This is a genomic window from Photobacterium frigidiphilum, assembly GCF_003025615.1.
Classification (GTDB): domain Bacteria; phylum Pseudomonadota; class Gammaproteobacteria; order Enterobacterales; family Vibrionaceae; genus Photobacterium; species Photobacterium frigidiphilum.
This window is the reverse complement of the sequence record NZ_PYMJ01000028.1, coordinates 1-14545: the sequence shown is the minus strand read 5'-3', so window position 1 is coordinate 14545 and position 14545 is coordinate 1. Positions and strand designations below refer to the sequence as shown.

The 14545-nt window shown below is 40.8% G+C and carries 13 protein-coding genes; 7 read left to right on the top strand and 6 right to left on the bottom strand.

Going from position 1 to position 14545, the window contains the following annotated elements; genetic code table 11:
- Positions 1-18: 18 nt before the first annotated feature.
- The 3 genes from C9J12_RS21535 to tsaA all read right to left on the bottom strand — a co-directional run bounded on the left by C9J12_RS21535 (position 19) and on the right by tsaA (position 3937).
- On the bottom strand, positions 19-1143 hold the full coding sequence (locus C9J12_RS21535; RefSeq protein WP_107244581.1) for a patatin-like phospholipase family protein: 1125 nt from the start codon (positions 1141-1143) through the stop codon (positions 19-21).
- Positions 1144-1428: 285 nt separating this feature from the next.
- Positions 1429-3144: a proline--tRNA ligase gene (locus tag C9J12_RS21530; protein ID WP_107244580.1), complete on the bottom strand. Its 1716-nt coding sequence runs from the start codon at positions 3142-3144 to the stop codon at positions 1429-1431.
- Positions 3145-3235: 91 nt separating this feature from the next.
- Positions 3236-3937, bottom strand: coding sequence for a tRNA (N6-threonylcarbamoyladenosine(37)-N6)-methyltransferase TrmO (gene tsaA, locus C9J12_RS21525; protein WP_107244579.1), 702 nt, complete (start codon positions 3935-3937; stop codon positions 3236-3238).
- A 134-nt stretch (positions 3938-4071) separates the two neighbouring features.
- On the opposite strand from tsaA, the gene ykgO reads away from it, so the two are divergent.
- Entirely contained in the window at positions 4072-4212 is a 141-nt protein-coding gene (gene ykgO / locus C9J12_RS21520; protein WP_041394490.1) for a type B 50S ribosomal protein L36, read from the top strand.
- A gap of 99 nt (positions 4213-4311) precedes the next feature.
- On the opposite strand, the gene C9J12_RS21515 is transcribed toward ykgO, so the two are convergent.
- From C9J12_RS21515 to metN, 3 genes are all read right to left on the bottom strand, one after another.
- The gene (locus C9J12_RS21515) at positions 4312-5127 is read right to left on the bottom strand and encodes a MetQ/NlpA family lipoprotein (protein WP_107244578.1); all 816 of its coding nucleotides are present in this window, start codon (positions 5125-5127) and stop codon (positions 4312-4314) included.
- 96 nt (positions 5128-5223) lie between these two features.
- Positions 5224-5910 (bottom strand): methionine ABC transporter permease, encoded by a 687-nt coding sequence (locus C9J12_RS21510; protein ID WP_107244577.1) that lies wholly within the window; start codon positions 5908-5910, stop codon positions 5224-5226.
- On the bottom strand, positions 5900-6934 hold the full coding sequence (gene metN / locus C9J12_RS21505; RefSeq protein ID WP_107244576.1) for a methionine ABC transporter ATP-binding protein MetN: 1035 nt from the start codon (positions 6932-6934) through the stop codon (positions 5900-5902). The genes C9J12_RS21510 and metN overlap by 11 nt, the downstream gene beginning before the upstream one ends.
- 297 nt (positions 6935-7231) lie before the next feature.
- On the opposite strand from metN, the gene gmhB reads away from it, so the two are divergent.
- The 6 genes from gmhB to C9J12_RS21475 all read left to right on the top strand — a co-directional run bounded on the left by gmhB (position 7232) and on the right by C9J12_RS21475 (position 14334).
- The gene (gmhB, locus tag C9J12_RS21500) at positions 7232-7786 is read left to right on the top strand and encodes a D-glycero-beta-D-manno-heptose 1,7-bisphosphate 7-phosphatase (protein ID WP_107244575.1); all 555 of its coding nucleotides are present in this window, start codon (positions 7232-7234) and stop codon (positions 7784-7786) included.
- Positions 7787-8404: 618 nt separating this feature from the next.
- Positions 8405-9430 carry an ABC transporter permease subunit gene (locus tag C9J12_RS21495; RefSeq protein WP_011219540.1) on the top strand — a complete coding sequence of 342 codons (1026 nt, stop codon included), beginning with the start codon at positions 8405-8407 and terminating at the stop codon, positions 9428-9430.
- Entirely contained in the window at positions 9431-10474 is a 1044-nt protein-coding gene (locus C9J12_RS21490) for an ABC transporter permease (RefSeq protein WP_107244574.1), read from the top strand. It abuts the gene before it with no gap.
- 28 nt (positions 10475-10502) lie between these two features.
- Complete coding sequence (locus C9J12_RS21485; RefSeq protein WP_107244573.1) at positions 10503-12329, top strand: extracellular solute-binding protein; 1827 nt, start codon at positions 10503-10505, stop codon at positions 12327-12329.
- 17 nt (positions 12330-12346) lie between these two features.
- Positions 12347-13333 (top strand): ABC transporter ATP-binding protein, encoded by a 987-nt coding sequence (locus tag C9J12_RS21480; RefSeq protein ID WP_107244572.1) that lies wholly within the window; start codon positions 12347-12349, stop codon positions 13331-13333.
- Complete coding sequence (locus tag C9J12_RS21475; protein WP_107244571.1) at positions 13333-14334, top strand: ABC transporter ATP-binding protein; 1002 nt, start codon at positions 13333-13335, stop codon at positions 14332-14334. The genes C9J12_RS21480 and C9J12_RS21475 overlap by 1 nt, the downstream gene beginning before the upstream one ends.
- Positions 14335-14545 lie beyond the last annotated feature (211 nt).

Below are 14545 nucleotides of genomic sequence, written 5' to 3'. Positions count from 1 at the left end.
ATTAATAATTATATGATTTTATTTCAAAAATTTGCGGATCATCGTCTCTTTTTCAGTGGTATCTTCATAACCTAGGTTTATTAATGCTTGAATATATTCAGGCTCAAACAAGATGTAACTGGTTATAGCGGCGTCATCTTTAGGACTAATCCCAGTAAGTCGCATTAATGCGCGGGTCATTGGTGGTAGATGGCAGTAGTATTTTTGGGCTAATGGTTCAAAGGATTTGCTAGGGGATAAATGAATATGGTCAACATTTTTTAATTGTAAGCGCTGCCTTTCATGTTCAGGTAGTGCCTGAATGATGGTATTGGTACGTGTTAAGTTTTCTAGATCGGCTGTTAATGTATCGCTAAAAATAGTATCCATTAAGTGTCCGCCCAAAGAGGCTAATCCCGGTGCTTTGGTGTGATCCCTTTCTTCTGTTTTTTCATTGATTAAATCAATCATCAGTATTTTATCAGCCCCCATTTTTAATGATGGACGCAGTGGCGATAATTGGTGGATTGAACCATCCCCATAGTAGGTTTGACCAATCCTACTGGCTGGAAACACCAGAGGTATTGCTGCTGATGCTAATAAATGCTCTGTAGATATTAATGAGCGCCGTCCTTTCGATTTTGCTCTATCCCATTCACAAAGTTCTTGTTGGCCTTGAAAAAAACTGACAGAACGGCCACTTTTATAACTGGAAGCGGTGATGGAAATGCCATGTAAATTACCGGCTATGATTTGTTTTTCTAGTCGTTCATAATTATTAACTTGGTTAAGTAGCTCACGAAGGGGACGATTATTTAGTAAGCCAAAAGGTGGGCGTTCATGATAATCAGCCTGTAAGCGTGCAAGTCCTTGTTTAAGCAAGTAGTTAGTCATACCATACGGACTGGCAATAAAGACTCTGCGGCTATGTAAACGTGCCCAAATCCACTCTAATTTTTTCACACCCAGGCGAAAACATGACGCGTAACTGGCGATGGCGATTGCATTTATGCCGCCTGCTGATGTACCGCAATATATTGAAAAAGGGCTATGGTGAACGCGTGGGTACCACTCGGCAATGGCTTTTAACACGCCAACTTGATAAGCAGCCCGTGCTCCCCCCCCTGTTAAGAGTAAGCTGATTTTTGGCTTATCCTTTGCCATATTTCTACCTTACATCGTAAACGATGATGATAAATATTATTTTCTCTTCATTAACTATATCAACTATATCGTGAAAATAATGAGTTGGAAGGTTTGATCTTATTGATGAGTCCGTCTTTTATCGTTTTTTACGACTTTGTACCAGAGACTGAATATTGAGATATGGCATTGTATATTTCTCTCGGATATGAAAAGTGCGCTATAGAGCATGGGCGTTGTGGATGACTATATATAAAAAAGCCTCCAGAAAGGAGGCTTAATAAGATAGCTGAAACGAGAATTGAATTAAGCTAATTTTTGCTTAATCATTTCTACAACATCAGCAACAGGCACTGCGACTTTGTTGCCATCGCGACGGTCTTTATATTCCATCTCGCCATTTTCTAGGCTACGGTTACCGATCACAATCGTATGCGGAATACCAATTAGCTCGATATCTTTGAACATTACACCTGGGCGCTCTTTACGATCATCAAATAACACTTCGATGCCCGCAGCCGTTAATTCAGCATACAAGCTTTCTGCAGCTGCTTTAACTTCTTCAGATTTAGCCATGTTCATCGGTACGATAGCCACTTGGAATGGTGCAAGTGCTGTCGGCCAGATAATGCCGTTTTCATCGTAGTTTTGCTCAATAGCTGATGCCACAACACGTGATACACCAATGCCGTAACAACCCATTTCTAGAGTGACACTCTTACCATCAGGGCCAAGAACGTTACAGTTCATTTTCTCTGAGTAGTTAGTGCCTAGCTGGAAGATGTGACCAACCTCGATACCACGTTTCAGTTGGATAGTGCCTTGACCACATGGGCTTAGGTCGCCTTCTACCACGTTACGTAGGTCTTCCACTTGAGCAAGCTCAACATCACGCCCCCAGTTAATACCGAAGTAGTGTTTATCATCAACGTTAGCACCAGCACCAAAGTCGCTCATTACAGCAACAGTGCGGTCTACGATAAATGGTAGCTTAAGACCAACAGGACCAAGTGAACCTGGACCAGCACCGATTAGTGCACGGATCTCAGCTTCTTCTGCCATTTCTAATGGAGAGGCAACCTGCGGAAGGTTTTCAGCTTTTACTTCGTTAAGCTCGTGATCACCACGGATGATCAATGCAATGATGTCTGCATCAACTTCATCAGATGCTTTAACGAATAGCGTTTTAACTGTCTTTTCAATTGCAAGGCCGTGCTGCTCTACAAGTTCTGCAATTGTTTTAGCGTTTGGTGTATCAACCAGTTCCATCTCTTGAGTTGCAGCTGCAAGCTCAGTTGTTGGTGCTAATGCTTCTGCTTTCTCGATGTTTGCTGCGTAATCAGAGTCACTAGAGAATGCGATTAGGTCTTCACCGCTTTCAGCAAGCACGTGGAATTCTTGAGAGCCGCTGCCGCCGATTGCGCCAGAGTCTGCCAATACTGGACGGTACTCAAGGCCCATGCGATCAAATGCCTTACAGTATGCATCGTGCATAGCTTGGTAAGAGTTTTCTAGGCCTTCTTTATCGATATCAAAGCTGTACGCATCCATCATTGAGAATTCGCGTGCGCGCATTACGCCGAAACGAGGGCGACGTTCATCACGGAATTTAGTTTGGATTTGGTACAGATTTAGCGGCAGCTGTTTGTACGAACTTACTTCGTTACGCACAAGACTAGTGACAACTTCTTCTGCTGTTGGGCTAAGAACAAACGGACGAGAGTGACGGTCAGTAAAGCGAAGTAGTTCAGGGCCCATTTTCTCTGAACGGCCTGTCTCTTCCCATAGTTCAAATGGCTGAACAACGGGCATCAAGATTTCAACGGCACCTGCATTGTCGATCTCTTGACGAACAATGTTTTCGACTTTACGCAGTACACGTAGACCTGTAGGTAGCCAGGTATAAAGACCTGAAGCCAGCTTACGGATCATACCTGCACGTAGCATTAGTTGATGACTAATGACTTCTGCGTCGTTTGGAGTCTCCTTCAACGTGGAAAGAAGATAGTTACTGGTACGCATTGATGGTATCCGTTTGTTGAGAATTTTAAGTGAAGGGGATTATATTATCAGCCAAAAGGCTAATCACCAAAGAGAACAAGCGTGATCTCACTTATTCTACGGTTGTTTCAATGGTAGTAACGGTAACAAGACCATCTTGTACGGTAAATTTCACATTGAAATTAAATAAATGGACAGCATATTCCTTGGTGTCGATTTTATTTTTTTTATAAGCAGGTCGAGGATCTTGAGCTAATACTTCCCGAATAACGGTTTGCTGGTAAGCGTTGCCATCCATTTTTAATTGTTCTAATGCTGTATCTGTAAACACAACGGGTAACGTAGCTGGTTCATCCGTTGCAAACCCCCCCTGTGCTTGTGACAAACTATCTGAATAAGGTACGTAAGGTTTTATATCGATAATGGGTGTGCCGTCGACTAAGTCAACGCCACCTAATTCAATAATAATATCACTGCCTTTCTGACGTATCCCTTTTAGTTCAACAGCAGACATTCCAATGCCATTAGGGCGAAATGTTGCTCTACTCGCAAAGACACCAATACGTTCGTTACCACCTAATCGAGGGGGTCTTACTGTTGGTCGCCAGCCTGCTTCAAGGTTTTGGTCAAATAAAAATAACAACCAAAGATGACTGAATTGTTCAATGCCTCTCACTGCCTCTATGGTATTAGCACTACCTTGCAAGATGATTTCTGAACATGCGCTAGGGACTAATCCCGGTTGACGTGGAACGGCAAATTTTTCTTTATAAGGCGACCGAACAATACCAATAGGTTCAATGCTGTAAGACATAAAGCGAGGCCTGTTATAGATAGCAAAGAGTAAGTAGCGCAGAACATACCATAAAAAACGTCTTGACTCAGCGATGATAAAATACGATATTGTTATGTTATAACATATCAGCTTGTTTGAACGAAGAGAATAGAATGAAAGTTGTTAGCTCATTAAAAAGTGCAAAATTGCGTCATCGTGATTGTCAGGTCGTTAAACGTCGTGGGCGAGTATTCGTGATTTGTAAATCAAATCCACGCTTTAAAGCGGTACAGGGGAAGGCAAAGAAAAAGTAGTGATGGTACGAAATCAAAAAAAGAGGCACCTATATCAGGCGCCTCTTTCGTTTTGTCATATTGTTCTTTTAGTCTTGCAAGTTATTCTGCGATAAAGAATTACCAACCTTTAACTGCGCCACCTTGGAAGATTTCTTGCGCTGCGTTGTAAACAACATCAGATTGGTAAGCTTTTAAGAATGTCTGTACATTTTCAGCATTCACATTATCTTCACGTGCAACAATTAGGTTCACATACGGTGATTCTTTGTCTTCAACGAAGACACCATCACGCTCAGGTGTTAGGTTGATGCTGCTTGCGTATGTTGTGTTAATAATCGCAAGTTGAACATCTTCTAGAGAACGTGGAAGTTGTGCAGCTTCAAGCTCAACAATTTTTAGGTTCTTAGGGCTACTTACAATATCAAGCACTGTTGCTGTTAAACCTGCGCCTTCTTTCAGCGTGAGTAGACCTTGCTGTTGCAATAGTAGTAAAGAACGACCAAGGTTTGTTGGGTCATTCGGTACTGCAATTTGGTCGCCATCTTTTAGCTCGTCAAGTGATTTGATTTTGCTTGAGTAAGCTGCAATTGGGTATACAAAAGAGTTACCCACAATGGCAAACTTGTAACCACGGTCAGTCATTTGCTGATCAAGGTAAGGCTTATGTTGGAATGCATTTATATCAATAGAGCCTTCTTCTAAAGCTGCGTTTGGTGAAACGTAGTCAGTAAAAGTGATTAACTCAACATCTAATCCGTATGTTTTCTTCGCTTCTTTCGCTGCAACTTCGGCAACTTGTGCTTCAGCGCCTGCCATTACCCCAATTTTAATTTTGCTATTATCAACAACAGCTTCTTTTTCGCCACAACCTGTTAATACAAGTGCAGATGCTAGACCTGCGACAGCAAAAATATTCTTCAAATTAAACGCCATGGTACTTCTCCTTAACTGGGGTATTCCCTGATTTCTTAATCGCCATATCTTTCTTGTATTTACAAAATGGCTATGCAGTATTTATGAATGTTCTATTTATCGATGATCAAAACGTTTAACTAAGTGATCACCAAACGATTGAATAAGTTGTACTAAGATGACCAACATAACAACTGTAATCATCATAACGGTGCCATCGAAGCGTTGGTAACCATAACGGATACCCACATCACCAAGACCACCACCACCAACAGTACCTGCCATTGCAGAATAGCTAACAAGAGTAACTAGCGTAATGGTTATGGCATTAATAATGCCCGGCAATGCTTCTGGTAATAAGACTTTAGTGACGATTTGTTGAGATGTTGCCCCCATCGCTTGTGCCGCTTCCACTAAGCCTGATGGTACTTCCAGTAATGCGCCTTCGACCAATCGTGCAATAAATGGAATCGCGCCAACGGTTAATGGAACAATTGCTGCTGCCGTTCCGATTGAGCTACCCACGATAAAGCGAGTAAAAGGAATAATAGCGACAAGTAAAATGATAAAAGGGATAGAACGACCAATATTGACGACGGTACCCAGCACTTTATTTAAGGTGCGGTTTTCAAGCTGACCACCATCTTTACTTAAGTGTAAGGCGACACCTAGCGGAATACCGAGTGCAAAACCGATAAGCCCTGATGTAAATACCATCGTTAAGGTTTGACCTAGCGCTTCAACCAATAAATACGTTAATCGTTCATTGGTTTCCCACCAACTGGTTATTGAATCAAGCAACATAACCTAATACCTCTACATTCACTTTATGATCACGCAAGAAAGCGATAGCTTGCTCTGCTGCTTGTTCTGTACCAAATAATTCTGCCAACATTAAGCCAAATTTAACGCCACCGGCATAATCCATATCAGAACTTAAAATGCTGATATCGATATTAAACTCTCTTGCAACTTGGCTAATCAAAGGGGCATTTACGGAAGCGCCTGTAAACTCTAAACGAATAAGAGGGTAGCTACCTGCGACTCTTTCTGGTGTCATACGAGCTTGGTAATCCGCAGGGATTGATAAGTCTAATGTAGAGCGGATAAATTCGCGCGCGAGTTCTGTTTTAGGGTGAGCGAAGATATCACCGACAGGGCCTTTTTCGACTAACTCGCCATCACCAATAATGGCAACTTGTGAGCAGATACTTTTAACCACATCCATTTCATGCGTGATTAATAAGATCGTTAGGTTTAATTCGCGATTAATCTCGCGTAATAGCTCTAAAATTGATTGTGTTGTTGCAGGATCAAGCGCACTTGTTGCTTCATCACATAATAAGACTTTTGGATCTGACGCTAATGCACGAGCAATTGCAACGCGCTGTTTTTGACCACCACTTAAGTTACAAGGGTAGGTATCATTTTTATCCGAAAGACCAACAAGTTTTAACAACCCGTCCACTTTTTCTTTTATAGCATTATTAGATACGCCTGCTAATTCTAGCGGTAGCGCAACATTTTCGAAAACAGTGCGTGACGATAAAAGATTGAAGTGCTGAAAAATCATGCCAATTTTTCGGCGTGCTAATGATAACTCTTTATTGGAAAGTTGAGTTAGGTCAACACCGTCAACAATGATATGTCCGTTTGTTGGGCGCTCTAACAAGTTAACGCAACGAATTAACGTACTCTTACCAGCACCAGAAGAGCCAATAACGCCAAAAATAGTACCTTGCTCAATAGTCAGGTTAATATCGCTAAGCGCATTGATCGCTCGCTCACCTTGATAGAACACTTTATTAACTCTATTTATTTCTATCATCGAACTTCCTGAATCTAGATAAAAGTAATGCTGTTGTTTGTGTTTACATTGTAATTGTTTTGTTCTTTATGTGACATTCAATCGTAAACTGTTGTGATGATGCTAGGGTGTCTAGATGGCTAAGTCAATAGCTATTTTTACGTCTAGATGGCTAAACGTAAAAATCAGGCTCTTTCTAGCACCTTGAATGACAGGTGTGTAGCTCAGAATCTGATAAACAGGTGAATCACATTCTAAGCCGTGCCATAATCTGCTTATACGCAATATTGCCGCAAATACTATATAGAGGGCTAACTCTTGGCCAATCCAGCAGTCTTTATCGATCGTGATGGCGTGATTAACGTTGATCATGGCTATGTTCATACAGTAGATGACTTTGAATACATAGACGGTGTATTTGAAGCATGTAAAAAGCTTAAAGATATGGGCTACTTGCTTATTTTAGTAACGAACCAAGCAGGGATTGCGCGTGGTATGTACACCGAAGCGGAATTTACCCGTTTAACGGAGTGGATGGATTGGAACTTCGTTGATCATGATGTTGAGTTTGACGGCATTTATTATTGTCCGCATCACCCAACAGAGGGTAAAGGTGAATATTTACAAGATTGTGATTGCCGCAAACCTGAACCGGGTATGTTACTTTCTGCATGTGAAGAGTTTGACATCGATATGGATAACTCAATTATGATCGGTGATAAAACCGATGATATGACAGCAGCAACGACGGCGAATATCGGTACTAAAATACTGGTTCGTACAGGTAAGCCTATTACCGAGCAAGGTGAAGCATTAGCAAGTGTTGTACTTGATAGTGTTGCTGATGTTCCAGCTTGGTTAGCTGCACGCTAATAATTGTTTAGCTGAACATCTTGTATAAAAAAGGTCGCAGATTAGCGGCCTTTTTTGTACTTAAATTTTAGTCAGCTAGTTCAAATTTAAGAGATAGCTAACTTTTGAGTAAAAGATATCGTTATGCCTTGTTTTCTATTGTATATAAATCAATTTCCCGATATGAATGAAGGCTATTGAAAACGCAATTGTATTTAAGCGCATAAGAATAACGGTAACCATTCAGGAAGATCGGTTATACGTAATACCAAATCCATTAATTATCTGATCAGTTCAGCGAGAGTTAAATGCTTTTAGGCAAGGAGATAAATTGAGGATCTAGTGGCTCTAAATTGAAATTTATTAACGCAGTATAAAAGTATTTTAAACTCGCCCAAAGGGAACACCACTGGAAGCTAACTTCTGTGTCTAGCGATTTCAAAAGAGAACCACTCTTCTATCAAACACTATCCTTGAACTCGACTTCCAGTGGTATTCTGAATGGTCAGATAATTAATGGAATTGGTATAAGATCGTTGAAAGAAATTTCACCTGCTATCTTTCTATATAGGTACTTAATATAGGTGCTTTCTATATAGGTACTTAGTGATCGTCGTTTGACAGGGAGTTAGTCTATAGATGTTGTCATATTTTCTTCGGCGGATGATGTTAGTCATCCCAACCTTTCTCGGTATTACGCTTCTTATCTTTACAATCACTCGGTTTGTACCTGGTGGACCTGTTGAGCGCATGCTGGCAAGTATGCAGGCACAAGGCGATGTTGCAGCATCCATTTCTACCCCGGGGGGAAGCAGTGCGCTTTCTGAAACTCAAATCGCCGAGTTGAATGCTTTTTACGGTTTAGATAAACCTGTCGTTGAAGCATATACCCAATGGCTAGGCAAACTATTAACGTTAGACTTTGGTGAATCAACCCGATATTACGAACCTGTATGGGGAATGATAGCCGAACGTTTTCCGGTATCCGCATTCTATGGTGGAATGACTTTTTTTATTAGTTACTTTATTTCGATTCCATTGGGTTACTACAAAGCCATGCGGCATGGAACGATATTTGACTCAAGTTCATCCATTTTAATTTTTGTTGGCTATGCACTTCCTGGCTATGTGGTGGGCGTTTTACTGATTACGTTATTTAGTTATCACTTGGAATGGTTCCCGATGGGGGGATTTGTTGATGACGACTTCGATGATTACGAAACGGTTTATGAACAAGTTAAAGATGTTATGTGGCATGCCGTGCTTCCTTTGATTTGTTATTTGATAGGGGATTTTGCAACCTTAACAATGACAATGAAAAATAATCTAATGGAAAACCTATCGTCAGATTATGTGCGTACAGCAATAGCCAAAGGCTTACCTTTTAAAGACGCGGTACGTAAACATGCTTTACGTAATAGTTTAATACCTGTCGCGAGTCACTTTGGTAACTCTTTACTTTTCTTTATGACTGGCTCATTTTTGATCGAGGTTATCTTTAATATTGATGGCATTGGATTACTAGGATACGAATCAATAGTGGAGCGTGATTACCCTGTTGTAATGGGAATTGTAGCGATTAATGCCGTGCTTTTAATGATCGGAAATATTCTTTCTGATATTTGCGTTGCAATTGCCGATCCTCGTGTAAAGTTTGGAGTGTAAATGATGAAACTGAATCCTCTTACACTGAGAAAAATAAAACGCTTTAAAGAAATCAAGCGTGGGTACTTATCTTTCTTAATCTTATCTTGCTTGTTGCTTTTATCGCTGGTGGCTGAAGTTTTTATTAATAGTAAGGCATTGGTGGTGAAATATGAGGGTGATTTTTACTTCCCGGTTATTAGTGATGTAAGAGAAGGCACAACGTTTGGTCTTTCGTATTTAAAAGAAACGGATTACCGAGAGTTACAGCAAGTGTTTGAACAACAAGATAACGATAATTTTGTTGTGCTACCGCTAGTGCCTTGGAATCCTTATGAGCAAGATTTTAGCGGTGATTATCCTCCTACAGCACCAAGCTTTGAAGATAAGCATTACCTTGGAACAGACACCATCGGGCGCGATATTTTAGCGCGTTTAGTTTATGGCTTTAGAATTGCGATGGGCTTTGCTTTGATGACGATGGTGAGTTCATACGCGATTGGAGTTGCTGTTGGATGTGCGATGGGTTTCTGGGGAGGGAAGTTTGATTTGATTGCCCAACGCTTAATTGAAGTGTGGTCAATGGTGCCTTTTTTATATGTCATCATGATATTGGTTTCGATTACTCGCCCTACGTTCTCTTTATTTGTCGCCATTAACGTACTTTTTGGTTGGATGGGAATAACCTGGTACATGCGTACGATGACTTATAAAGAATCTGCCCGAGAATATGTGGTGGCAGCTCGCGCACTTGGCGCATCAACATTCCGAATTTTGTTTAAGCACATTTTGCCCAATACCATGGTCATGATTGTAACGTTAGCGCCATTTACCATTGCGGCAAATATTACCGCATTAACAGCGTTAGATTATTTAGGGCTGGGTTTAATGCCCCCCACACCAAGTTGGGGCGATTTACTGCAACAAGGAAAATCAAACTTAGATTCACCGTGGATAGCATCGTCAGTCGTTGCTGCTATTGTTATGGTACTCGTCATGGTGACATTTATAGGTGAAGGCATTCGTGAAGCTTTCGATCCTAAAAAATATACGCGCTATATTTAAGGTTCACGTATAAACAAGGATGTTAATAATGAAGAAAATAAAACTATCCATATTGGCGATGGTATCGATGTTGGGAGGGGAGGGGGCTAATGCAGCTCAACTACCTAATGATCTTGAATGGATATCAAATGCAGATGAACCTATTTTTGCTTCTGAAAACGCGCAATTTGGCGGTACGTTTCGAACGTATTTACAAAGCTTCCCTCAGACATTTCGTATTGTTGGCCCCGATTCTAACGGCAGTTTTAGGCAGTGGTTATTAGATTCTCGTCCTAATTTGGTAAGACGACATCCTATTACCTATAAATGGATTCCAGAATTAGCTGATGAGTGGGCCTATGGTAACGACAATAAAAGTATTTATTTTCGATTAAACCCGAAAGCGCAATGGTCTGATGGCAAGCCCATTACTGTGGATGACTTTAAATATGCCCTTCAACTCATGCGTTCAAAAGATATTATTGCCCCTTGGTATAATAATTACTACACAGAGCAAGTTGATTCGGTTACAGAGATAGATAAACACACCATTGTGATTAAATCGGTTCAGCCTAAAAACCGAGAAGATTTAATGACGACGCTCTACGATATTCAACCAAGACCCGCCCACTTTTATAAACCTAAAGTCGATAAAAATAATGATGGTGTTGATGACAATTTTGTTCGTCTTTATAATTTTAAAGCTGAGCCATCATCAGGGCCTTACTACGTCGAAAAAGTTAAAAAAGGTAAGTCGATTAGGTTTAAGCATGTAGGTAAGGATTGGTGGGGATATTCAAATAAATATTATAAAAATCGTTATAACGTTGAAAAAATTAATATAAAGATTATTCGTGACCAAGATATTGCCCGCAAGCATTTTGAAAAAGGGGATCTTGACGCATTTGGTTTAGTGATGCCTTCATTATGGCACGATAAATCAAATAGCAAACCGTATCAGAATGGCTATATCAATAAGTTTTGGGGATTTAACCAATTGCCTCAGGGCAGTGGTGGAGTCTGGATGAATACTGCAAAACCGCACCTTAATGATTTGAATGTACGTAAAGGGGTTGCCCATGCGATCGATTTTGATGGCATGATTGAAAAGGTTTTACGTGGTGATTATATGCGTAAGCCGAATGGTTTAGGTGTTGGTCATGGCGAATATACCAATAATGAGATAAAAGCCGATCAATTTGATCCTCCGTTAGCGGCGGAATATTTTTCTCAAGCCGGTTTTGAACAAATTGGTACCGATGGCATAAGAGTTAATAGTAAAGGGTCGCGATTATCCTTTGCGATAACCTACTCAGCGACAGCACATACCCCAAGGGTTGCTTACCTTAAAGAACAAGCGAAAGAAGCTGGTTTGGAATTAACCTTGAACTTAGTTGATGGGTCTTCTGCATTTAAGTATGTGTTAGAGAAAAAGCATGAGCTGTCTTTCCATAATATGGGCACATCTTATATTCCTCAGTATTGGGAGTATTTCCATTCTGATAATGCCAACAAAGCGCAGACCAATAATTTTACAAACTTTAGCTCACCCGCGCTTGATCAATTAATCATGTCGTACCGTATCGAATTTGATGTCGAAAAGAAAAGAGCTATATCTCGAGAAATACAGCAGGTTGTAGCCGATGCCAATGTCATCATTCCTGGTTATATGGTGCCTTATGTTCGTGAAGGTTACTGGCGTTGGTTGAAAGTGCCAAGCCAACCAATGACGAAATTAACGGAAGCAATGTTTGACCCTATTGGCATCTCAACATTTTGGATTGATGAAAACGTCAAAAAAGAAACCAAAGCAGCGATGAAGAAAGGAAAGGTATTTGATGCCATCACCATTATCGATGATACCTATAAGTTATAAACCATGGGAGAAGTAATATGCCCCATGAGGTATTACTTGAAGTTAAAAATCTTGGCACTGAATTTACAACTGATGACGGTATTGTCCGTGTACTTAATGGCGTTACCTTTAATGTAAAAAAAGGGCAAACCTTAGGAATTGTAGGGGAGTCTGGTTGCGGGAAAAGTGTGACCGCAATGTCAATTATGGGGCTCCTTCCTCATCCTTATGGTCGAGTATATGCTGGAGAGATCCTCTATCGAGGCAAGAATGTAGTGGATTTACCGCCAGAGAAACTTTATGAGATACGAGGAAATTGTATCTCAATGATATTCCAAGACCCAATGACAGCGTTAAACCCTGTTCATTCGGTTGGAAAACAATTGTGCGAAGTGCTTGAATTACACCGTAAGGATCTCGATAAAAAAGATCGCTTAAAATACGCCATCAAAATGTTAGATAAAGTGGGCATTCCCTCGCCAGAATTGCGTGTAATGGAATATCCACACAACCTTTCTGGCGGTATGCGTCAGCGGGTAATGATCGCGATAGCATTGGCATGTAAACCGGATATTTTAATTTGTGATGAGCCGACTACAGCATTAGACGTAACTGTTCAAGCTCAGATTCTCGACCTAATGCGAGAGCTGCAGCGTGAAAGTGGTATGGCTATTATTTTTATCACTCATGATCTTGGTGTTGTCGCTGAGATCTGTGATGACGTTGTTGTGATGTATGCTGGTCGAGTGGTAGAAGCGGCAGATATATTTACATTGTTTGAGAAACCTAAGCATCCTTATACTAAGGGTTTGTTGAATTCGATGCCGACATTGAGTGCGTTACACAAACAGATGTTAGTTACGATCCCTGGTAATGTCCCTCATTTAAATGAAATGCCTGCAGGTTGTCGGTTTTGTACTAGATGCGCTTATGCTACCGATGAGTGTCGCAATACTGTGCCTGTCTGGACGCAAGTCGATGGTGAACACAAAGTAAGTTGTCATCATTGGAAAGAGGTGAATTAATGCCAGAGCTATTACGCATTGAAAATATTAAACAGCACTTCTATTCTGGCGGCGGTATCTTTCGCAAGGGCTACACTATTCATGCTGTCGATGGCGTTAGTTTTTCTGTTAAGCAGGGGGAAACTCTTGGCCTTGTGGGGGAGTCGGGCTGTGGAAAAAGTACGTTGGGACGTTCTATTCTGAAATTGTTTGAACCAACTGCAGGTAAGATATTTTTTGAAGGGCGCGATATTACTCATTTATCAGTCAAAGAAATGCGTTCACTGCGTCAAGAAATGCAGATTATCTTTCAAGATCCCACTGAATCTTTAAATTCTCGCCATACCGTTGGAATGATAATAGAAGAACCTTTCATTATTCATGGTATTGGAAAGCCTGTAGAGCGCAAGTTATGGGTCAAAGAGCTTTTAATTAAAGTCGGTTTACCTGAAAGTGCTGCAGAGCGTTACCCACATGAGTTTTCAGGTGGACAGAGGCAGCGTATTGGGATTGCTCGTGCCGTTGCATTAAAACCCAAGCTCATTATTTGTGATGAGTCGGTCTCAGCATTAGATGTCTCTGTTCAAGCACAGATCTTAAATTTATTATTAGCGCTTCAACAAGAAATGAAATTAGCGTTGATCTTCATTGCGCATGACTTATCTGTCGTCAAACATATTTCTGATCGTGTGGCCGTAATGTACTTGGGCAAAATTGTAGAGCTGGGTAATGCACTTGAGGTATACAACTCTCCACGTCACCCTTATACACAAGCTTTATTATCCGCGATTCCAATAGCTGACCCTCGAAAGAGAAATACAAATCGAATAATGTTGAAAGGAGAGTTACCCTCACCAATTAATCCCCCAAAAGGTTGCCACTTCCATACACGTTGTCCTTATGCGACCGATAAATGTAAAAAGGATAAACCATTATTAGTAGCAAAAGCTGGTGACCATGCAGATGCGTGTCACTACCCTTTAACGAATCAATCAAAGCCTGAATTCCGTCAATTAGCATGAAATAAAAGCTTATTCTTATTCGTTGGTTAAAAAAAAAGCAGTCGGATGTTTTTTTTAAATAAATGCTTGCGGATTGTTTTGGCTTCCCTATAATGCGACCTCACTGACACGGAGCACGGCGCTTAGCCAGCAACCTAGTCAGTATGTTCTTTAACAATTTGACCATGCAATCTGTGTGGGCACTCGTGAAATTTTAAGTCGAAAGATTTAT